Here is a 21,764-nt window from a genome sequence, read left to right as displayed (position 1 = left end):
CGCAAATGGTTAATTTTCTTTGAGGTGAATGCAAACCGTTAGTTTTTAATTTAATTGTTATATATAATTTTGGCTAAAGCCACATATCTTTATATTAAGAAAGCGGACTAAAGTCCGCTCCTATTGATTCAATTATTGAGAATTTTGAATTTAATTTAAAAATAATTTCTAATTTCTAATTTTTAATTTTTAATTAAGCTAAAAATGTACCTGTTGTATTTCTTCTTCAATTTCTTTTGGATCTGAATCGTCGGTTTTAATGAAAATCAACGTAAGAATTGACGCTAAAAGCATACAGATTCCACCTACGACAACGTAGCCCATTGCGTAATTCCCGAAAGCACTTTTTACAATCGGACCACCAAAAAGTCCGTTGATGATCTGAGGAATTACGATGAAAAAGTTGAAAATTCCCATAAAAACACCCATTTTACGTTGTGGAATGGCATCAATCAACATCGCATAAGGCATCGCCAAAATACTTGCCCATGCGAAACCTAAACCGATCATTGAAATCCAAAGCAATGAAGTATCTTTTATAAAATACATCGAAATTAAGCCTAAACCTCCACAAAAAAGTGCCAAAGCGTGAGTTTGCTTTTTACCAATCCATTTTGCAATTGGCGTTAGCAGAAACGCAAACGGAATCGCCCAAAGATTGTACATTCCAAATAATCTATTTGTTAGATCACCTGCATTGTTAAACTCAGCAGAATGTGTGTCTTCAGGAGAAAGCCCGAAATGATGTGTTGCCAATGCACTCGTCGTGAAAACCCACATCGTAAAAAGAGCAAACCACGAGAAAAACTGAACAATCCCCAATTTTTTCATCAAGGTTGGAATTTTAGCAAAATCACTGAAGATATCTGAAAATTTTGAATGTACTTCTACAACTTCTTTTCCACCTTCAAATTCTGCAAACTCTTTCGGTGAATATTCTTTTGTAGTTACAATGGTATAAATGATCGTGAGTAATAGGATCACCGCGCCACAATAAAAGGCATAAATCACATTATCAGCGACAAAACCTTCTTTAGCCACATTTGAAACTCCTAATTTTGTCAGCCAGTCCGGTAAATAAGATCCGATGACAGCGCCAATTCCTATCAAAATAGTCTGAACCGAAAATCCTAATGTTCCCTGATGTTTCGGAAGCATATCTCCAACCAAAGCACGAAAAGGTTCCATTGCAATGTTGATAGAAGCATCCATCATTGCAAGGAAAATCACCGCCAAAAGTAAAACATTTGCAGCCATCATTTGCGTTGCAGAGGCTGCATTCGGAAGTAAAACCAATCCGATAGCGCAAAGAATTGCACCGATTAAGAAATAAGGTTTTCTTCTTCCCAGCGGACTCCAAGTGTTGTCGCCCATATGACCGATGATTGGCTGAACGATCAAACCTGTGATCGGCGCAACCAGCCAAAACCAGGAAAGCTCATGAACATCTGCACCGAAGTTCCCAAGAATGCGGCTTGCGTTACCATTTTGAAGCCCGAAAGCCATCTGAATTCCCAAAAAGCCCATGCTCATATTGATGATTTGAGACATAGAAAGATTTGGTTTTAGTTTTTTTGACATTGTGTTTTTTGTTTATTTTTTTGATTTTAATTTTTCAATGAGAGCATCTTCAATTGGCGATTTTTCCAACACCACTTTATCCACAACATCATTGGGAACGGTCACAGAAAGCACATACTGCTTCACCTTCCAAGCTCCGTTGATTTTTTCTACAACTCCTGAACCGCGGCAGATTTTCATTTGAGTATCAAGCAACTCATCAAACCAAGCCAGTTTACCATCTTCGCTGAAATAGATATTTCTTTTTAATGAACTGAAATTCCAAGTTTTCTTTTTATCGAAATGTGGTTTTGCCCAGATCATAAATTCTTTTTTATTCCAGACTTCGGTCGCATCTGTTCCGATAAAAGTGGATTCTTCGGCGAAAAAATCGAAATAATTTTTGTAATCTGCTTTTGCTGCAGCGACATTGAAAGCATCGAGCATATTTCCAATTTCAATTTTTTCATTTTCAAATTTCGACTGAGCCGAAAATGATGTAAAACTCAATACAAATAACAGGAAGGTAAAGAATATTGTTTTCTTTTTCATAGTAGATCTAATATTTATTAAGACAAATAGCATAATTTTTACACAAATGAAAATAATGAGTTGTGAAACTTGTGAAAATATTTATGCGCTTTTTGATTTAGTTGAGCTCAATAATCATCGTAGTTTTTGCAGGAACTGATAAACTGTTTTGTAACGAAATCTCTTTTCCTGAAATTACATCTTTTCCTTTTATTGAAGATTTTATCGCTTCTGAAAAACGTTTTAAATCTAAAGCCTCTTCTTTATCATTGCTGTTTGTGACAACCATAACTGTTTCTTTTTCATTGTATCTAAAATACACAAAAACATTATTTTGAGGAACGAAATTTTTAGTTTTTCCGCTATGAATCACCTCCTTTCCTTTTCTCCAGTTTAATAATTTCTGAGTAAACTGATAAAATTCTTTCTGCTCAGGCGTCTGTGTCGAAGGATTCAAAGCATTTTGCTTATCAGACTTCCAGCCGCCGGGAAAATCTCTTCGGATATCTGCATCGCCACCTTTGTTTTTGTTGCCACGCATCCCGATCTCAGTTCCGTAATAAATTTGTGGAATTCCGCGAATGGTTGAGATGATCGACATGGCCATTTTGTAACTTTTCGGATCAGAATTAAAAATCTCGTTCCATCTTTCTGTATCATGATTTTCAAAGAAAACCATTACATTATTAATATCCGGATAAAGAAAATCGCTAGACATTGTATTGTATAGTCTATTCATTCCTGTGTCCCAACCTTCTTTTTCGTTTAAAGCTTTAGGTAAATCTCCATACAGCATAAAATCCATCACAGAGGGAAGATTCGAATTGTAATTCGCCGCTTCTCCCGTTTTAGAATCTTTCTGCCAGGCAGAAATGTGACCTGCCGTATTGAGCCAGGTTTCTCCAACGATATTAAATTTCGGATATTCATCAGTGATGGCTTTCGCCCACTTTGCCATTGCTTCCTTATCGTTGTAAGGATAAGTGTCTACACGGAAACCTCCCAACTCTGCATATTCGATCCACCAGATCGCATTTTGGGTTAAATATTTTAAGACCAGAGGATTTTTCTGATTAATATCGGGCATTGTAGTATCAAACCAGCCATCTAATGCTACTTTTTTATCTTCATCAGAAGCGTTGGTATCAAATTGAGTGGTGGTTTTATAATTCGAACGTTTAAACCCATTTTTTTCATCACTAAATGTATGAATCCAGTCTTTCGTCGGCAAATCTTTGATCATCCAATGAGAAACTCCCCAATGATTGGTCACATAATCCATCACGAGCATCATTTTCCTTGCATTAAGCTTTCTGGAAAGTTCACGGTAATCTTCATTGCTTCCGTAACGGCTGTCGATTTTATACAAATCAGTCTGTGCGTAACCGTGGTATGTATATGCTTTTTCGTTGTCTTGATTTACGGGAGTCAGCCAAACTGCGGTTGCACCCAGATTTTGAATATAATCGAGATTATTGATAATTCCTTTTAAATCTCCGCCATGTCTTCCGTTTGGCAGACTGCGGTTTGCTTCTTCGATTAAATCTGGCGTAGAATCATTTTTTTCATCACCATTGGCAAAACGATCGGGCATGATGAGATACATGAGATCTTTTGAAGAAAAAGATTCGCGGCTGGCAGAATTCGGATTTCTCTGTTTCAATTCGTAAGTGTACGAACCAATGTTTTTCTTCCCCTTTTTTAAATTGATCTTAAATTGTGGAACCGTGATTTCGTCTGTATTTATCATAACAAAAACATAATTTGGGTTTTCAACCTTTTGAATACCTTTCGGTTTGATTCCGTCTGAAAGCTCGATTTCATTATTGGCAATATCTTTTCCGTAAACCAAAATCTGGAGTTCCGGATTTTTCATTCCTTTCCACCAGAACGCAGGCTCTACTTTCTGAATCTGGGCGAAAGCAACTGAGGCCGCAGATAAGGCAAAAATTGTGTATATTTTTTTCATTTATTAAAATTTAAGGCTAATTTTTTTCGGAAATAAAATTCATAAATTTAAAGATAATCAAATATATTTTTCACACCTCAACATTGCTCGATCTTTTTGCAATTTTATTGGCAAGCCAACTGACATAGAACAATTGAAAACTATGATAAATCATGACGGGAAGCAGAAAAAGTACTTTCTGATCATCAGGAATTCCTAAAACCAAGAGGAAAAGACTTCCGTGAACGAGAGATTTTTTTGATCCGCAAAATGTTGTGGTAATAATATCTTTAGGTTTAAATTTTAATTTGGATGAAATGAATTTTAAGATATAGTAGACTGTGAAAAATAAAAAGACAACACTTAAAGCCAAAATGAGGAAAACGACTGAAGGAACAGAAACAAAAATATTTTGAATAAATGCTGTAGAAAAGCTCTCATACACAATTAAAAGAATAATCAATCTGTCAAATTCTGCTATAATATTTGAGTATTTTGCTACCCATTTTTTAAGAAACGGATTTAAAACCACTCCGAGAATAATCGGAAGTAAAACTTTGAGTAATAATTGCTGAATAATTTCGCTCTGATCTCCATTTTCTGAGTTTGAATTAAGGAAAAAGCTCATCAAAAGTGGCGTCATCAAAATTCCGATAATCCCTGAAATGGATGCATTGAAAATTGCTGAAGTTACGTTTCCTTTTGCAATAGAAACCATAACCACAGAAGAAGAAACCGTTGAGGGCAGACTTGCCAGAAAAAATACGGAAAGCCAGATATTGTAGTACTCAGAATGTTTGATGAAAGGATAGAAAACCAACACCAATAACGGAAAAATTATGAATGTTCCGGACTGGATGAGGAGATGAAGTTTCCAGTTGGAAACGTCTTTAACTACTTCTTTTAAATTTAATTTTAACCCGTAAAGAAGGAAAATACCCGCAATTCCCCAATCGATAAAACCTGCAAGATTAAAGTACTGATTATAAGATACGTGAAAAGGAACTAATTTTGCCATCAAGACCATTAAGATCAACAAGAGAAGAAAAATATTCTGCTTGTTGAATACCGTCGTCATCAACTTCATTGGTGAAAATTTTAAGATTTCAATTTACAAAAAAAAACTTTGCCAAAGCTTTTAAGCCCTGACAAAGTTTTATATAATGGAAGTCTCACCTAGCCCCGATCGCAGCGGCATCCTTTTGTGTAGCGGAGCGGAACAAAAGATTTAGCGGAGAGCGGGAAATAGCTGCTTAAAAAAATTGCGTAAAAACTATCCCGTCTTTCCCGCTGCGCTCAAAATACACCCTTTCAAAAAAGGGGAATTTTTTTATTTCACAGGTTTGATTGTGATGGCAAAACCGCCACTTCGTACCATTTTAAAAGGAATTTTCGACTTGCTTGTAATCTGTTTTTTATAGATATTGTAGCTTTGCGGATTGTCTATGTAATCTGCATCTTTTCCGTCTTCGTAAAATGTCGCTTCATACTTTTTACCTTTATCCAGGAAAGAGAAATCTACGGTATATTCGCGTTTGTTTTCATCGGTAATTCCTCCTACGAACCAGTTTTCTGTTCCTTTTGCTTTTCTTGCCGTAACAACATAATCTCCAGGCTCAGCCGATAAAATTTTGGTATCGTCCCAATCTGCTGCTACATCTTTGATAAACTGGAAAGCATCCATATGCTTTTTGTAATTCTCCGGTAAATCGGCAGCCATCTGAAGCGGCATGTACATCGTAACGTAGAGAGCCAACTGTTTTGCCAAAGTAGTTTTCACAAAACGCTTATCTCCAGGGAAATAATAATCTAATTTGGTCTGAAAAATTCCGGGAGTATAGTCCATAGAACCTCCCATCCATCTTGTGAAAGGTAGAATTGTCTGATGATCGGGATTGTTACCTCCAAAAGCTTCGTACTCTGTTCCACGAGCTGCCTCGGCAGAAATATAGTTCGGATAGGTACGGCTTTCACCTGTGGGACGAACCGATTCATGAGAATTGACCATCACTTTATATTCATTTGCTTTTTCGGCAATTCTATAGTAATGATTGATCATCCACTGAGAATAGTGATGCTCTCCTCTAGGAATAACGTCACCTACGTAACCCGTTTTCACCGCATCATATCCGTATTTGTTCATCAACTGAAAAGCTTTATCTGCCCATCTTTCATAGTTCGTTGCAGAACCTGAAGTTTCGTGGTGCATAATCAGTTTAATTCCCTTAGAATGAGCATATTCGTTTAACATTTTGATATCAAAATCGGGGTAAGGCGTAATGAAATCAAAAACATATTCTTTTGAGCGACCGAACCAGTCTTCCCAACCAACATTCCAACCTTCAATCAGAAGCCCCTGAAAACCATTTTCTGAAGCAAAATCGATATAATCTTTTACTTTTGTATTGTTGGCTCCATGATTTCCGTTGGGTTTGAGCTTTGAAAAATCTGTTTCGCCAAGACGTACATTAGATTCCGGCTGTCCGTAAGCCCATTGAGATTTTCCGATGATCATTTCCCACCAAACTCCCATATATTTTGTAGGGTGAATGTAAGAAGTGTCAGTATATTTTGTAGGTTCATTAAGATTGAAAATCATCTTAGAATCCATCACGTCTTCAGCTTTAGGAGCAACGATAATCGTTCTCCACGGCGTTACCATCGGAGTCTGCATATATCCTTTTGCGCCCTGTCTGTCGGCTGTAAGATGAGTTTTAAATTTAAAATTCTGAGCATCAACTTCAAGATGAGAAGCCGGATAATCTAGTACCGCCGCTTCTGCAACGTTTATGTACAAAGGAGTTTTCCCTTCGACTTTCAACATCAGAGGAGACTGTACTGCATTTTTAATTAAAGTTTGTGATGCATTGGCATCAGCAGCTTTTGCCCATCTTCCCGGAATTTCCGAAACTTTTGTTTCCTGATATTGATATTCCTGAGAATCGTAATCTGCAACCATCCACCAGGCTTTCATATCTGAAGGAAAATCGATCTCAGAATCTTCTTCGCGAATTACAAAATAGTTTAAATTCTTCTGTTGAGGAAATTCATATCTAAATCCTAATCCGTCATTAAACAATCTGAATTTCACGATGATGCTTCGATCAGTACTTGCCTGATTAAGCGTAACCGCCAATTCATTATAATGATTGATATAATTTTTCTTTTCTCCTAAAATTGGCTGCCAGGTTTCGTTTTTTGAATCTGTTTTTTCTGCTGTTTTAGTAAATCCGCTGTTCAAATCGAATTTGGCATCTTCGGGTTTTGCAATTTCTGAAGCAAATTTAATAGAAGAATCTTTAAAAATTCTTAATCCCAATTTTGAATCTTCAACTACCGTTTTGCCGTTAAATTTTAGATTGTAATAAGGTACGCCATTCTTCAACTGAAAATCCATCTCGAATTTTCCGTCTGGCGATTTTATAGATTGTGCATTGGCAACTCCAAACATCATTGAGAGCAAAAATGCTCCGGTTGTCAGTTTCTTCATGTTAGATTTATTATAAACTTTAAAAATAAAAAAACTGCTGCTGTAAAGCAACAGTTTTTGTTGTTAAATAAGATATATTTTACAATTTTGTGACAGTTAGCTTATAATAAGCTGCATTGTGTAAATCCAATTCAATTTTATAATTACCGGCCGCACCAACTTTGTAAGCAGGATCACCAGTTACAGTTCCTTCTGAACTCATGAAAGACTGCACTCCTGTTCCTGAAGATAAAGTCTGATCAACACTCGCTGGCTGGAATTTTAGTTGCCAGTCATCATTTGCTCTAAATTTGAATACTCCGGTGCTGTTTAGTGCAATTGAATTAATTACGTAGGTCTTAGTCGTTGGATTGTAGACAAAATCTGTATCCGAATTCCATCCTGTTGGAGTGGCATCTCCAATTACTCCAAAGTTTGCAAGAATGGACGAATATGTATTCGCAGTCCAATCTACTTTTACGTAATATGCACCTGCGGTGGCAGCTTTAATATTTTGTTCACCGGTTTCAACAAGCTTACCTGTCAATGTGCCGTCATCTCCTTTATCTCCTGCCCAATCCTGATTGATGGTGAACTTGTATTCACTATTTGAAGCATTTACATATATAAATCCTCTATATTGACTGTTTTTTCCAGGTGAGAATAAGTTTGGTGCATTAGCAGGCGTCCAGTCTGCATAGCCCGCTGCTCCAGCGTATCCTCCAGGAACATTGATTTTGGGAAAAATAAGATCTGGATTAGGCGTATAACCCGTCATACTCACTGTTAAAACATTTGAATGAAACGGAGTAACAGTGTTTACATTTGATTTTAATCTAACTTCAATTGTTTTTAATGAATTTGGCGCAATACTTAAATCAGCCAAAATATTATTAAGTTGAAGATGTGTTAAAGAAAATGTATTTTGATCCATAGCAACATCCCGCGTTGTACTAGGATTAAAATTAGTTCCTGCAACAGCGAACTCAACAGCATTCGTAAACTGTACAGCCGGACTGAAAGTAGGATTTTTATATGTGAATATAAGTGCCGCCTGATCTGCAATGGTTTCATCTAAAACTATAGATGTTTTATTTACTGATAAAGTACTTTGAGATGTATTATTAAGCATTGCTTTATCATCATCTTGTTGGCAAGAAATAATAAAAGATGCTATTACACCCAAAAGAAATATTTTAAATATATTTTTCATTCTGAATAATTTTAGTTATTAATAACCAGGATTTTGTGTCAAATTAGGATTAGACTGCAACGCTGTTGCCGGAATAGGGAAAAGCTTGTAGTTATCAGAAATTGATGTACCATCTTTCGAGCCTCCTTTCCATGGCCATAAGTAAGAACCTCCGGTAAATTTTCCAAATCTAATTAAATCTTGTCTTCTAACTCCTTCCAAATTAAGCTCTCTCCCTCTTTCGTCCAAAATATTTTGAAGTGACAATGTAAGATTCCCAGCATTTGATCTGTTTCTAACTTGATTAAAATAGGTCTGAGCTAATGCCATATCTGCTCCCGCAGCACCTCTAACCGCACATTCAGCATACATTAGATATGCATCACTTAGTCTGAATAAAGGAAAATCTGTAGAAACAAACAATGACGAAGTACCGTTGCCTGCAGTATTTACGTTTTGGAATTTTACAGATGGATATCCATCTTTCCATACTTTGTAATCAGTCATTTCATAGCTGTGACCTGTAGTCCAAAACAATTTTGCTCTCTGATCTGTACTTGCAGTAAGCGCCGCCGCAGAGTTTCCAAATAAACCATACCAGGCTTTAGTAGCTCTGTGGCCTGCCCATGCACCTGCATCTGGACCCACAGAACCATAGGTTTGTGGTGTCATTGTTTCTATGCTAAGGCTACCCTGGATAATGTAAGTTGTATTTCCAAAACTCTGACTTGAAATTGCATCTGCGATCAAAGGAAATATAATTTCATTTGATGTATTATTATCTGTTCTAAAGTTTTTAGAAAAATTACTTTCAAGACTGTAACCTCCCGCAATTACTTTATTTAAGTACGTAACAGCATTACTATATCTGTTCGTTCCCGTATATACTTCTGCGTTTAGATATAATTTTGCTAAAAGAAACTGAACGGTAGCTTTATTAGCTCTTCCATAAGAATTTGTTTCTGGTAATGCTGCCTCAGCCTCAATAAGTTGGCTTTCTACGTAATTAAACAATTCTGTTCTTGAAGACTGAGGAAGAGCAGTTGTTGTTCCAAAATTAGCATCTGTCACTAATGCACCTTTTCCGAATAAATCGATGATGTAGTAATAAGATAAAGCTCTTAAAAATTTTAGTTCGCCAATTGCTTCTGCTTTCTTTGAATAATTTACGTCATCCTTGTTTAAAATAAGAATCAAATTAGTTGCCTGAGGAATGATGTAATATAGTCGATCATAAACATATCTGAAGAACTTATTACTATCAGTCCAGTTTGAGGTAGTTGTTAATTGATCTAGACCATTATCTCCCCATCTGTTTTTCATACCGTCTGCCGTAAAATCTTCCAAATTGATGAGACCTCTAATAAACGGCGATTCTCCAGGATCAGCACCTGCAACATCTGATTCACCAGATCCTCTTACACTTGATAATGCATAACTTGCGTATAACCTAGAAAGTAAACCTTCTACGGCATTGGGATCTTGTGCAATAAGTTGCTCTAACGTATAATCATATTTAGGTTCTGTATCCAAATCACCAATACAAGAACTTGTAGCTAATAATAGTACTGTACTTAAAGCAAGTAATTTAAATTTTATATTTTTCATTGTAGTATATTAAAAGTTAAGATTAAAACCAACAGTATATACTCGTGGTCTTGGATAAAAATTATTGTCAACACCGTTAAAGTTTTCAGGATCCATGCCTTTGTATTTTGTGATTACAAAAGCATTATTTACCGAAGCGTAAACTCTTATATTAGTATTTTTAAAAGCATTTTCGATTAAGTAGCCTAACGTAGCATTATCCATTCTTAAGAAAGAAGCATCTTCTAAAAAGAAATCTGAATAAATTACAGTATCTGTAATATTATCGAATGGTGATACCGCTGCATAAGAATTGGCGTTATTAACTGATAATCCATTTTGTGGTACAGAACTTTGTCTGTATCCTTGAGATAATTTTCTGGCATTAAAAACTTTTCCACCAATCTGACCTCTTAAACTAGTACTGAAATCAAACTTTTTATAATTAAAAGAGGTACTGAAACCATACGTCCAGTTTGGTCTTATTGCTGTAAAGTACTTATCTTTTGTGTTAATGATTCCGTCATTATTTCTGTCTACTACAACTCCCGCTAGAGGATTACCGACGTTATCATAAACTTGCTCATAAACGTTTGCAGAAAAAGGCTGAGAACCTACTGCGTTGTATGCTAAAATATTTCCAGTACCTACTGGCAATCCACCATCTTGACCCTGAATCAACTCTAACTGATCTAAATTTTTGACTTTACCTTTATTATATCCCATATTACCAGAAATACTCCATGTAACATTGTCTGTTTTTACCGGATTTAAAGTTAGGTTTAATTCTACACCATTGTTTTCTGTACTTCCAACATTTCGCACAAATTCATTCGTTAAAAACTGCCCTGCCGGATACGGAACCTTAGCTAATAAATCACTCGTTTCAGTGCGGTAAACATCTAAACTACCTGTAATTAAATTATTCTTAAATAATGAGAAATCCAAACCTGCGTTCATAGTTGTAGCTTTCTCCCAAGTAAGCTCATCATTAAATGGTATTGCACTGTAAGTTCCGATTCCTGGAAAATATTGTGAACCTGCATTTCCTTCCTGAAATAAAGCTCTCGATGGATAGTATCCTGCAATTTGCGTAATATCTTGCTGACCTGTTTGACCCCATCCTAATCTCAGTTTTAACTCTCTTACACTTTTAGAGTCTTTCAAGAAACTTTCTTCATTAATTTTCCATGCAAACGCAACTGAAGGGAAGTATCCCCATCTAATATCTTTTCTAAATAGAGAAGAAGCATCTGCTCTAAGCGTGGCGGTAAATAAATACTTATTCACCAAGTCAATATTCGTTCTTCCAATGAAAGACTGAAGATTGGTCAAATTATAATAGTTGTTGTTCGGATTCAATAATGGGAACTGTACAAAACTTTCTCTTATTCCCGTGTCATTATTATATCTAAATTCATCTTTATGACCCTCATTTCTAAAGCTTTGATAAGAATATCCTCCCTGAATAAGGAAGTGTGATACAAAGCCCGAATAATTTTTTTCATATACCAAATATGAATCTAATGTCTTGTTTAGAATGTTTTGTCTCTCACGATAATTCACTCCTGGATTAAAAACATAATCATTAGGTGTAGATGCTTTGTTTACTAATCTGTAGGTCTGAATTGCGTTATCACCAAAAACAGTTTCTAAATTAGATTCTGAAGTTTCTATTCCTAAATTTACAACCGCTCTCAACTCAGGTAAGAAATGCATTTTATAATCGAGTTCTACATTACCTAACAATTTTTTAATATTCTGAGGAGAGGTTCTTTGTAATAAAACTGCAAGCGGATTTGATTGTCCGATAGCATTATACTGATTGCTTACTAAAGCGGTGTTCTGATAAAAGCCGCCGAATCTATTGTAAGGATTACCGCTTAAGCCTGTTTGAGAAACATAGATTGGCTTAGTAGGATCCATAGATATAGCTCCTCCAATAGCGGCATCTTGATCAATTGCATTTAAATCTGATATAATCCCCTTTGCGTTGACATCAATTTTTAAATGCTTGTCAAATAATGTAGGTGTAAATCTCAATGCTCCGGAAAATCTTTCGTAATCACTAGTTTTAACAACACCTTCAGTTCTATTATATCCTAATGATAATCTAACAGGCAACTTTTTATCAAATAGTGCTCCGGATAAACTTACGTTATTGTCAGTTGATACAGAAGTTCTGTAAATAGCATCTTGCCAATCAGTATCGTAAATTGTCCCAGTTGTTGTGGGAGAACTTACTACTCCTCCAACCCCAAGTTTCCATCTACTCTCCGGGAAATATTTACTTACATAATCAACAAAATCTTTAGAATTCATTACATCTGCAAACTTTGTTACTTCACCAACTGATACATTGGTATTAAAGTTAACCTTTAATTTTCCTCCTCCTTTTTTTGTAGTAATTATAATTACCCCATTTGAAGCTCTGGAACCATAAATAGCAGTAGCAGAAGCATCTTTCAATATTGAGAAAGACTCAATATCATTTGGGTTTACTAAATTGAGAGGGTTTGCTGAACCGGCAGCACTTACAAAATCTAAAGGAACACCGTCGATTACTATTAACGGGTTGTTTTGTGCAGAGATTGAAGACCCTCCCCTAATTCTAATATTTGGAGCAGAATCTGGTGAACCTCCGGAATTTGTAATTCTCACTCCAGGAGCTTTTCCATTAATCAGCTGATCTGCAGAAACAATTGCTCCTTTATTAAATTCCTTCTCTGTCACGGAGGTAATTGCTCCGGTTAAGTCTGATTTCTTTTGCTTCCCATACCCGATTAATACAACCTCTTCAATTTCTTTCTCTTTGGTTGTAGAATCTTGTGTCTGCGCTTGCATTATTGTACTAGCCAATAAAAATGCAGGAGCAATTTTTAATACCGTCGTAAAGTTTTTCACAAATATTATTTTTTATATAGTTCTTTTTGTTTGATAATAAACTGCCACAGCAGTCTTGCAATTTAAAAAAAATTTACAATTATCATAAAATTTTATAATATTAAGTTAATATTATGTAAATTGATAGATCATTATTAGTTAGTTTCTTATCTATCAAAACTTTACGCTAAATTATTCATTACATAACATATAGTTAACATACCGTATTAAATTAAACGTATGTTTAACAAATTATAGGCTTTTTGTGTTTTTTCTTGTAATTTAAGATTCATCTAAGTCAAAAAAAGATTTAACTAAATAATCTTTATCTTTGCAAAACTTAAAACTATACTATAAATGTCAAACAGAAAAATGATTACGGCAGCTTTGCCTTACGCAAACGGACCGGTTCATATAGGGCATTTGGCGGGTGTTTATATTCCTGCAGATGTTTACGCAAGATTTCAGAGAAGATCTGGAAAAGATGTTGCTTTTATCTGCGGTTCAGATGAACACGGAATTCCTATTACCATAAGAGCAAAAAAAGAAGGTGTTACACCACAGAATATTGTCGATCAATACCATGAGGTCATCAAAAAGTCTTTTTCGGATCTGGGTATTTCTTTTGACGAATATTCCAGAACAACTTCTAAAAAGCATTACCAGACGAGCCAGGATTTTTTCAGAACGCTACACGACAAAGGAAAATTTACTGAAGAAGTTTCAGAACAGTATTTTGATGAGCAGGCAAATGAATTTTTAGCCGACCGATATATTGTAGGAACATGCCCGAATTGCGGCAACGAAAATGCTTACGGAGATCAGTGCGAGAGATGTGGTTCTACCCTTTCTCCCTCTGAACTGATTAATCCAAAATCAATGTTGAGCGGAAATATTCCTATTAAAAAAGATACAAAAAACTGGTATTTACCTTTAAATGAATATGAAGATTTCCTAAACGAATGGATTATCGAAGGTCATAAAGACGATTGGAAACCAAATGTTTATGGACAGGTAAAATCTTGGTTAACAGACGGTTTAAAACCTCGTGCCATGACCAGAGATCTCAACTGGGGCGTTCCTGTTCCGCTTCCAAACGCAGAGGGAAAAGTACTTTATGTGTGGTTTGATGCACCGATCGGATATATTTCTTTCACCAAAGAATGGGCAGAGAAAAACGGAAAAGACTGGAAAGATTACTGGCAAAGTGAAGAATCTGATTTGGTTCATTTTATCGGAAAAGATAATATCGTCTTCCACTGTATTATTTTCCCTGCGATGATGAAAGCTCACGGCGATTACATTATGCCTAAAAACGTTCCGGCTTTTGAATTTTTAAATCTTGAAAACGATAAAATTTCAACTTCAAGAAACTGGGCGGTTTGGGCTCATGAATATGTTGAAGAATTCCCGGGACAGCAAGATGTTTTACGTTATGCTTTACTTTCCTCAGCTCCGGAAACGAAAGATAATAATTTTACATGGAAGGATTTTCAGACAAAGAATAATTCTGAATTAGTTGGAATCTTCGGAAACTTCATCAACCGAGTTGCTGTTTTAATTCATAAATACTATGACGGAATTATTCCTTCAGGAAATGAAAATGCTGATGAACTCAACGAGATTACAAAAGCAGCAACAGAAGTTGAAACCTTTTTAGAAAACTACGAATTCAGAAATGCTTTGACTTCAATGATGAATTTGGCAAGATTCGGAAATCAATATTTACAAATTGAAGAACCTTGGAAAACCATTAAAGACAATCCTGAGAAGGCGGCAAATTCACTTTTCATCGCTGCACAAATTGCAGTTGGTTTAGCCCAAATTTGTGAACCGTTTTTACCTTTCAGTGCAGAAAAATTACAGAAGATGTTTAATGTTTCACAATTAAATTGGAGCGACATTAAAAATGAAAAAATCTTAATTAAAACCGGACATCAGATCAACGAATCGTCTCTTCTTTTCTCAAAAATTGAAGACGATGTGATTGATTTTCAAATCCAGAAACTTGAAAATACCAAACAAAGCAATAAAAAAACAAATCCTAACGCCAACCCAATGAAAAACGAAATACAGTTCGATGATTTTACGAAAATCGACTTGAGAACAGCCACTATTTTGGAGGCTGAAAAAGTAGAAAAAGCAGATAAATTATTAAAACTTAAAGTTGATACAGGTGTAGATGTGAGAACTGTTGTTTCCGGAATCGCAGAAAGTTTTACTCCTGAAGAAGTGATCGGAAAGCAAGTAATGATTTTATTAAATCTGGCTCCGAGAAAAATAAGAGGGATAGAATCTCAGGGAATGTTGTTATTAACGACAAAAGCAGACGGAAAGTTGTCTTTTGTGACGCCGGATGAAACAGTAGAAAATGGCATTGAGATTGGATAATTTTTAAATCTTAAAATATACAAATGGGCATTTTCTGATGCCCATTTTTTCTGAATAATGGTAAAAAGAAATGTTTTAAGTAAACTTTCCAATAAGGAACTGGAAAATTATTTAAACCCCGAAAACCGCTTCGTTCCTGAAGCTGTTCAAATGGCGTCTGAAATCCTTGAAGAAAGAGGACGGGTTTTTACTGAGGCAGAAAAAATCAATATTCAAAATATTATTCAACATAAAAAAGAAACTGAAGCAGCAAAAAAGGATGAGGAAACAGAAGACTGGAAAGATCATATTACAAATGATCCGTCCGCTGTAAAACTATATTCCAGAACATTGATTTTGGTTTCAAGCTTTTTTTTGGGAACATTTTTTGGAGCAGTTTTATTAAGTTTAAATTTCTTAAAATTAAAAAAATACGTTCCCGCCGTTTTCACTTTTGTGTTTGGAATGATCTATGTTCCGTTACAATATTTTGTATACAATTTTTTAATTGAAAATCATTTAGCAACAACATCAAGATACAGCTTAGAAAATTTACCAATTATTGCAGGTCCTTTGATTTTAATTGTAATTTGGGTAACTACAATGCCGAAAAGAATAGTCTACAGACCTCAATCTTTCCTATTCCCTATCATTTTTGCAGCTTTTATGTTGTTTCTGATTTTCAACAATTATTATGGGCTGTTTTCAAGCTATTTTTTAATGAGATTTTCAGAATAGAATTTCAAAAATAGTAACTGAACTTAAAACGAAGTTAAACTTAACTTTTCTTCAATCCTTAAACATCATAATGGTTAAAAAAAACATTGTAGATTGCATCACAATGACAAGCGCTTCAATTTTTAGTCAATCTTGCCAAATAAGAATCCTCATCCTTCAGAATCATTTCAATTTTAAAACCATTATTTACTGCAGCATTTTGCAAAGTATTAAAATCAAGATACAACCATTTAATAGGATCTTCAGAATCGCCTTTATAATGAACCACATAATCTAGTTCACCATAGTATCCATTTGCCGGAATCAAAACTCCGCCATCATCATCGGTATCGAACATATACAAAATATCTGTACTGTCGATAAGGATTTGCCCGTTTTTGTTTAAAAGAGAATGAAGTTTTTGTAGATAAATATCAATCACATTGAGACTTTGGAAAATTCCAGTTCCATTCATTAAAAGAAGAATGGTATCGAAAGTTTCCCCAGAAAATTCAAGCATATTCTGAGCAACCGCTTTCTGAATTCCTCTCAATTGGCAAACCTCAATAGATTTAGGAGAAATATCTAAAGCAGTAACATCTAAATTCTTTTCATTCTGAAGATACAACGAATGCGAACCAGCTCCTGCTCCGATATCGAGAACTTTTCCAAAAGCAAATTTCAAAGCTTTTTGTTCAATTTTATTCATTTCTTCAAAGTCTCTGAAAAGATAGTCTACCGGAAGCTCATCAAGTTCGGAAATTGAAGTTTCAGTCTGCAGATCTTCTGTATTTCCGTTGTGAAAATAATCCCAGATTGCACTTCCCATTAAGTCTTTCATGCTGAATTTTATTGGGGTCAAAGATAAGGATTTTAACTTTTCTGTGATCTTTTAATTATATTTGAATAGTAAACGCAAATTAATACCATGTCCAAAATACTACTGTTAAGTTTAATATTTCATACTTTATTTTTTCAAAGCCAAAAATTAAATGATGATTTACAGTTTAGAAAAAACGAAAAGTTTGATCAAAAGCTAAGCTTTGAAAAAAGGAACAGAATTATTTATAATATTTTTCCGATTGAAGAATCTGAAGATTTAATTAATATAAGAATTCTTTTTCCTCAACAAATAATTGAACTACGAAAAAATAAAAACAATCAATATTTAGGATTTGTCCTTAATAAAACAACGCAATATAATTATTCAAAATGGGATAGAAATGAATTAAAAAATACTGTTGAATATTTCCAGAAAACATCCATTGAACCAGATAAAACAAAGGAAGTAATCGACAAATTAATACAATCTGATCAGATTAAATTACCAACAGATTCTCAAATTGAAAATTGGAATAGAAATTATTTGCATTGTAATGGAATTAATTTTCAATTTAAAATTTTAAACAACCTACAAAAACAAGAATACAGCTGCCCTTTGTATCAAGACGAAGAAAAACAATCAATAAAAATTATTGCCGAAAATATTCGGTTTGTTCAAAGTAAACTAAAATTAGATTCAATTTATAAAAATTTTGAAAGCGATCTTCCACTCGGGAAAAGTTACTCATATGATGGATATCGGATGATATATAAATTGACAGAGAAACAAAATGAAATTCGGGAAAAATATAAACCATATCGTGAATCTTTAAAATTAAAAAAGGACACAATTGACAATTACTTAAAAAGCTTGATTCAAAATACAAATATTAGATCAGAAAAAATAAACTGTTTCGAAACTTATCATCTCGAATTTTCACCAAAAGGAAATTTAAAAAGGATTTTAGTACTGAGTTCTGATAAACCAAAATGGAAAGATGCTCTTGGGTTAAAGGATTTTCTACAAGATCAGAAAGAGATCAGAAAGTGTAAAAAAGTTATTAAAGAAATATTTGTTAACACTGATTTATCATGGCTTGATTTAAAATTTAACTTAAACAGGTCAATCAGTTTTGATTTAAATGGAAATCCACAATTATCAGATGATACAATATATTAAACTGTAATAATTCCAAACCTATCACCATCATCCACATTTTCTATTTTTAGACCATCTCACTCCTACAAAAAATCCCTAACTTGTCTTTTCTAAAAAACGAGATTACTCTCATGACAGATAAACAATTTAATTTTCAACAGGGTTTTATATTCAGCAAACACGTTCCGGAAGAAATATCGCATTTCGACAGGGTTTTTGATGTATTCAAAGATTTGCTGACCCACACTTCCGGCGATATTGAGGAAGCCTTCGAGTGGCTCGATATGCTTGATAAAGAATATGATATTTTCACTGATGAATACACTCTCGAAGATTTTGAAAAAGATTTAATCAAGCGAGGTTACATTAAAAAAGAAGACGATTCCGAAGACGGAAATACAGGAACCGGAAAAGGCAAAAATATTCTGACTGCCAAACTGGAAGCAGCTTTACGAGAATATGCTTTAGACCAGATTTTCGGAAAGCTCAAAAAAAGCGGCATCGGAAATCACAGAACCAACAAATCCGGAGTCGGTGACGAACGTGATGGTGAAAACCGAAACTTTCAATATGGCGACGATTTATCGACGGTAAACATGACCGAAAGTCTGAAAAATGCTCAGATTAACAACGGTATTGCAGACCTTCGAATGACCGAAGACGACCTCATCGTAGAAGAAACCAAGCACAAAGCTCAGATGAGTACGGTGTTGATGATCGACATCAGTCACTCGATGATTTTGTATGGCGAAGATCGTATCACACCTGCAAAAAAAGTGGCAATGGCTTTGGTGGAATTGATTAAGCGGAAATATCCAAAAGATTCCATTGACATTATCGTTTTCGGAAACGAAGCCTGGCCGATTAAAATCAAAGACCTTCCCTATTTACAAGTCGGACCCTATCACACCAATACGGTTGCAGGACTCGAATTGGCGATGGATATTCTCCGCAGAAAAAGAAATACGAACAAGCAGATTTTCATGATTACCGACGGAAAACCAAGTTGTCTTAAATTACCTAACGGAGAATATTATATGAACAGTGTCGGACTTGACCAAAGAATCGTAACCGAATGTTTAAACAAAGCAGCACAGGCAAGAAAACTGAAAATTCCCATTACCACTTTTATGATTGCTCAGGATCCTTATCTTCGACAATTTGTGAATGCTTTTACTGCGCAAAATAAAGGAAAAGCTTTTTTGACCGGACTTTCAGGTTTGGGACAAATGATTTTTGAAGATTACGAGAAGAACAGGATAAAAAGGATTTAGGGTAAGAGAAAAGTAAAAGGTTAAAGTAGGATTTTATTTACCAAGTAAAAATTACTTGACTTTAGAAACATTGCGATCTTTGCTGAGTGGAACTCTTTGCAAACGAAAAATAAAACAGTCAGTTGTAAAAAAATCTTTGCGGACTTTGCGTAAAAATATTTTTTACACATACTATTTAAAATAAAATTTACATCATTAGAAAAATGAAAAACGATACAACATTCAAAGAATTAAAACAGTCAGGATATACCGATAAAACCATCAATCAGGAAATTCAGGCAAATTTAATTGCAAAAATAAAAGCTAAAGAATCCGTTTTTGAAGGACTTTGGGGCTATGAAGACTCTGTGGTTCCGCAACTGAAAAAGGCGATTTTGGCGGGTCATCACATCAATTTATTAGGTTTGCGTGGGCAGGCAAAAACCCGAATCGCAAGAAGCATGGTGAATCTTTTGGATGAATATATGCCAATTGTAAAAGGCTCGGAAATTAACGACAGTCCGTTTCAGCCAATTTCAAAATTTGCGAGAGATCTGATTGCAGAATTGGGCGACGAAACTCCAATTTCGTGGGTTCACCGTTCGAACCGTTTCTTTGAAAAACTCGCGACTCCGGATGTGAATGTTGCGGATTTAATTGGCGACATCGACCCGATAAAAGCAGCAACCTTGAAACTTCCTTATTCCGACGAGAGAGTTCTGCATTACGGTATGATTCCAAGAGCCAACCGTTCTATATTTGTATTGAATGAGCTCCCAGATTTGCAGGCGAGAATTCAGGTTTCTCTTTTTAATATTTTACAGGAAGGTGATATTCAAATTCGTGGGTTTCAATTGAGAATGCCTTTGGATATTCAGTTTGTGTTTACCGCAAACCCTGAAGATTATACGAATCGTGGAAGTATCGTGACACCCTTGAAAGACAGAATCGGGTCGCAGATTTTCACGCATTATCCGAAAACTATTGCTTTGGCAAAACAGATTACCGAACAGGAAGCAGCAATTTCATCAGATGACAAAGCACAGATTCAAATTCCGGATTTGGCAAAAAATCTTTTGGAAGAAGTCGCGTTTGCAGCGCGAGACAGCGAATATGTGGATGCTAAAAGTGGCGTAAGTGCAAGATTAACAATTAGTGCCATGGAAAATCTTGTTGCGGCAGCTAAATTACGTTTAATAGAAACCGATGCTGCTAAAACAACAATTCGTCTGTTAGACTTTATGTCTATCATTCCTTCAATTACCGGAAAAATTGAGTTGGTGTACGAAGGTGAACAGGAAGGTGCAGATTATGTAGCTAAAATATTGATTGATAAAGCGGTAATGACACAGTTTGAGAGTATTTTTCCTCGTATTTCTAAACTTGAAAAAGAAGGAATTAAAACTCCATATACCGATTTGATCAAATGGTTTAATAAAAATCATTTAGAATTAAACTACACCGATACAGACGAAGAATTCTACAGCAAACTCAACAGCATTACGCCTCTGGCAACTGTTATTGAAGAAAATGCTTCTGAATTGAGCGAAGACGACAAAAACTTCTGCAAAGAGTTGGTTTTGTGGGCATTGACAATCAGTAAAAAATTAGATAAATCTGAAAATTCTAATGCATATACTTTTGATTCTGCAGATATCGGACAGTATTTAAGAAATTAATAGAATTTTAAAATCATATAAAAGTATCATCCCCTGAATTGTTTCAGGGGATTTTTGTATCATATCAGAAAGTTTTTCGGGAAGAAAAGTACAGATTGTCATCGAATATTACTTTGCATTGTTTTATTCTTTTACTTCAAATTATGTGATTGATTATCCTTAAAAACAAGTATTATTTAAGATGAGGAGAAACGTCATTGCACCTTTCTCATATTGAGAAAGTATGCTGCTAAGGTGCAGCAACCTTTCTTACCTTCCGGAAAGTTCTTTACTATCGTGCGACAGACTTTCCCAGCTTCCGGAAAGTATGTTGCAGGGGTGCAAGAGGCTTTCGTGGTAATCAGTAAAGCTTGTCGCACGGGTGCAGGAACCTTTCGGGAAGAGAACCTAAAACTTTAATATACTGGAAAATATTCTTAAGACAGAAATTCACTCCTATGATGGGTGTCGAAAACTATAGGAGAATTTTGAATGGTCTAAATGCGCATCTTCTCATGAAATATTCAGTCCTTAAATTTTAAAACTCACATTCATTGGAACACCACTTCCCTAGCCTCGATAGAAACGGCATCCTTTTTTGGGATTGGCGGAACG

Annotated in this window: 14 protein-coding genes; 5 read left to right on the top strand and 9 right to left on the bottom strand. The window is 35.1% G+C overall.

Annotation, left to right across the window (positions count from 1 at the left end; all coding sequences use genetic code 11):
- Nucleotides 1-198 precede the first annotated feature (198 nt).
- From PGH12_RS00125 to PGH12_RS00090, 8 genes are all read right to left on the bottom strand, one after another.
- Nucleotides 199-1,581, bottom strand: a complete 1,383-nt coding sequence (locus PGH12_RS00125) for an MFS transporter (RefSeq protein WP_267597994.1) — start codon at nucleotides 1,579-1,581, stop codon at nucleotides 199-201.
- Between the two features lie 12 nt (nucleotides 1,582-1,593).
- On the bottom strand, nucleotides 1,594-2,112 hold the full coding sequence (locus PGH12_RS00120; RefSeq protein ID WP_267597995.1) for a nuclear transport factor 2 family protein: 519 nt from the start codon (nucleotides 2,110-2,112) through the stop codon (nucleotides 1,594-1,596).
- A gap of 97 nt (nucleotides 2,113-2,209) precedes the next feature.
- On the bottom strand, nucleotides 2,210-4,060 hold the full coding sequence (locus PGH12_RS00115; protein WP_267597996.1) for a glycoside hydrolase family 13 protein: 1,851 nt from the start codon (nucleotides 4,058-4,060) through the stop codon (nucleotides 2,210-2,212).
- 70 nt (nucleotides 4,061-4,130) lie between these two features.
- A complete protein-coding gene (locus PGH12_RS00110) occupies nucleotides 4,131-5,117 on the bottom strand; it encodes a bile acid:sodium symporter family protein (RefSeq protein ID WP_267598292.1) in 987 nt (328 codons plus the stop codon).
- Nucleotides 5,118-5,369: 252 nt separating this feature from the next.
- Nucleotides 5,370-7,529, bottom strand: a complete 2,160-nt coding sequence (locus PGH12_RS00105; RefSeq protein ID WP_267597997.1) for a glycoside hydrolase family 97 protein — start codon at nucleotides 7,527-7,529, stop codon at nucleotides 5,370-5,372.
- Nucleotides 7,530-7,608: 79 nt separating this feature from the next.
- Nucleotides 7,609-8,721 carry a SusE domain-containing protein gene (locus tag PGH12_RS00100; RefSeq protein WP_267597998.1) on the bottom strand — a complete coding sequence of 371 codons (1,113 nt, stop codon included), beginning with the start codon at nucleotides 8,719-8,721 and terminating at the stop codon, nucleotides 7,609-7,611.
- Nucleotides 8,722-8,739: 18 nt separating this feature from the next.
- Entirely contained in the window at nucleotides 8,740-10,308 is a 1,569-nt protein-coding gene (locus PGH12_RS00095; RefSeq protein ID WP_267597999.1) for a RagB/SusD family nutrient uptake outer membrane protein, read from the bottom strand.
- 9 nt (nucleotides 10,309-10,317) lie between these two features.
- On the bottom strand, nucleotides 10,318-13,191 hold the full coding sequence (locus PGH12_RS00090; protein ID WP_267598000.1) for a SusC/RagA family TonB-linked outer membrane protein: 2,874 nt from the start codon (nucleotides 13,189-13,191) through the stop codon (nucleotides 10,318-10,320).
- Between the two features lie 336 nt (nucleotides 13,192-13,527).
- Between PGH12_RS00090 and metG the strand changes: the two genes are divergently transcribed.
- Nucleotides 13,528-15,561, top strand: coding sequence for a methionine--tRNA ligase (gene metG / locus PGH12_RS00085; RefSeq protein WP_267598001.1), 2,034 nt, complete (start codon nucleotides 13,528-13,530; stop codon nucleotides 15,559-15,561).
- Nucleotides 15,562-15,618: 57 nt separating this feature from the next.
- Entirely contained in the window at nucleotides 15,619-16,278 is a 660-nt protein-coding gene (locus tag PGH12_RS00080; protein ID WP_267598002.1) for a hypothetical protein, read from the top strand.
- 115 nt (nucleotides 16,279-16,393) lie between these two features.
- Here the strand turns inward: PGH12_RS00080 and PGH12_RS00075 are convergent, their stop codons facing one another.
- Complete coding sequence (locus tag PGH12_RS00075; protein WP_267598293.1) at nucleotides 16,394-17,098, bottom strand: class I SAM-dependent methyltransferase; 705 nt, start codon at nucleotides 17,096-17,098, stop codon at nucleotides 16,394-16,396.
- Between the two features lie 87 nt (nucleotides 17,099-17,185).
- Here PGH12_RS00075 and PGH12_RS00070 point away from each other — a divergent pair, with 87 nt between their 5' ends.
- The 3 genes from PGH12_RS00070 (at nucleotide 17,186) to PGH12_RS00060 (ending at nucleotide 21,170) form a co-directional block, all read left to right on the top strand.
- The gene (locus PGH12_RS00070) at nucleotides 17,186-18,259 is read left to right on the top strand and encodes a hypothetical protein (protein WP_267598003.1); all 1,074 of its coding nucleotides are present in this window, start codon (nucleotides 17,186-17,188) and stop codon (nucleotides 18,257-18,259) included.
- 110 nt (nucleotides 18,260-18,369) lie between these two features.
- The gene (locus PGH12_RS00065) at nucleotides 18,370-19,512 is read left to right on the top strand and encodes a vWA domain-containing protein (RefSeq protein WP_267598004.1); all 1,143 of its coding nucleotides are present in this window, start codon (nucleotides 18,370-18,372) and stop codon (nucleotides 19,510-19,512) included.
- Nucleotides 19,513-19,715: 203 nt separating this feature from the next.
- A complete protein-coding gene (locus PGH12_RS00060; RefSeq protein WP_267598005.1) occupies nucleotides 19,716-21,170 on the top strand; it encodes a sigma 54-interacting transcriptional regulator in 1,455 nt (484 codons plus the stop codon).
- Nucleotides 21,171-21,764: the final 594 nt, after the last annotated feature.

Source organism: Chryseobacterium sp. CY350 (assembly GCF_027945075.1).
Lineage (GTDB): Bacteria > Bacteroidota > Bacteroidia > Flavobacteriales > Weeksellaceae > Chryseobacterium.
This window is presented reverse-complemented; position numbering and strand designations above follow the sequence as displayed.

What these genes read in the sequence shown, in the direction of transcription:
- PGH12_RS00075 (WP_267598293.1), bottom strand. Translation starts at nt 17,098, where the DNA reads ATGAAAGACTTAATGGGAAGTGCAATCTGGGATTATTTTCACAACGGA.
- PGH12_RS00070 (WP_267598003.1), top strand. Translation starts at nt 17,186, where the DNA reads ATGTCCAAAATACTACTGTTAAGTTTAATATTTCATACTTTATTTTTT.
- PGH12_RS00100 (WP_267597998.1), bottom strand. Translation starts at nt 8,721, where the DNA reads ATGAAAAATATATTTAAAATATTTCTTTTGGGTGTAATAGCATCTTTT.
- PGH12_RS00095 (WP_267597999.1), bottom strand. Translation starts at nt 10,308, where the DNA reads ATGAAAAATATAAAATTTAAATTACTTGCTTTAAGTACAGTACTATTA.
- metG (WP_267598001.1), top strand. Translation starts at nt 13,528, where the DNA reads ATGTCAAACAGAAAAATGATTACGGCAGCTTTGCCTTACGCAAACGGA.
- PGH12_RS00060 (WP_267598005.1), top strand. Translation starts at nt 19,716, where the DNA reads ATGAAAAACGATACAACATTCAAAGAATTAAAACAGTCAGGATATACC.
- PGH12_RS00065 (WP_267598004.1), top strand. Translation starts at nt 18,370, where the DNA reads ATGACAGATAAACAATTTAATTTTCAACAGGGTTTTATATTCAGCAAA.
- PGH12_RS00125 (WP_267597994.1), bottom strand. Translation starts at nt 1,581, where the DNA reads ATGTCAAAAAAACTAAAACCAAATCTTTCTATGTCTCAAATCATCAAT.
- PGH12_RS00110 (WP_267598292.1), bottom strand. Translation starts at nt 5,117, where the DNA reads ATGACGACGGTATTCAACAAGCAGAATATTTTTCTTCTCTTGTTGATC.
- PGH12_RS00120 (WP_267597995.1), bottom strand. Translation starts at nt 2,112, where the DNA reads ATGAAAAAGAAAACAATATTCTTTACCTTCCTGTTATTTGTATTGAGT.
- PGH12_RS00105 (WP_267597997.1), bottom strand. Translation starts at nt 7,529, where the DNA reads ATGAAGAAACTGACAACCGGAGCATTTTTGCTCTCAATGATGTTTGGA.
- PGH12_RS00080 (WP_267598002.1), top strand. Translation starts at nt 15,619, where the DNA reads ATGGTAAAAAGAAATGTTTTAAGTAAACTTTCCAATAAGGAACTGGAA.
- PGH12_RS00115 (WP_267597996.1), bottom strand. Translation starts at nt 4,060, where the DNA reads ATGAAAAAAATATACACAATTTTTGCCTTATCTGCGGCCTCAGTTGCT.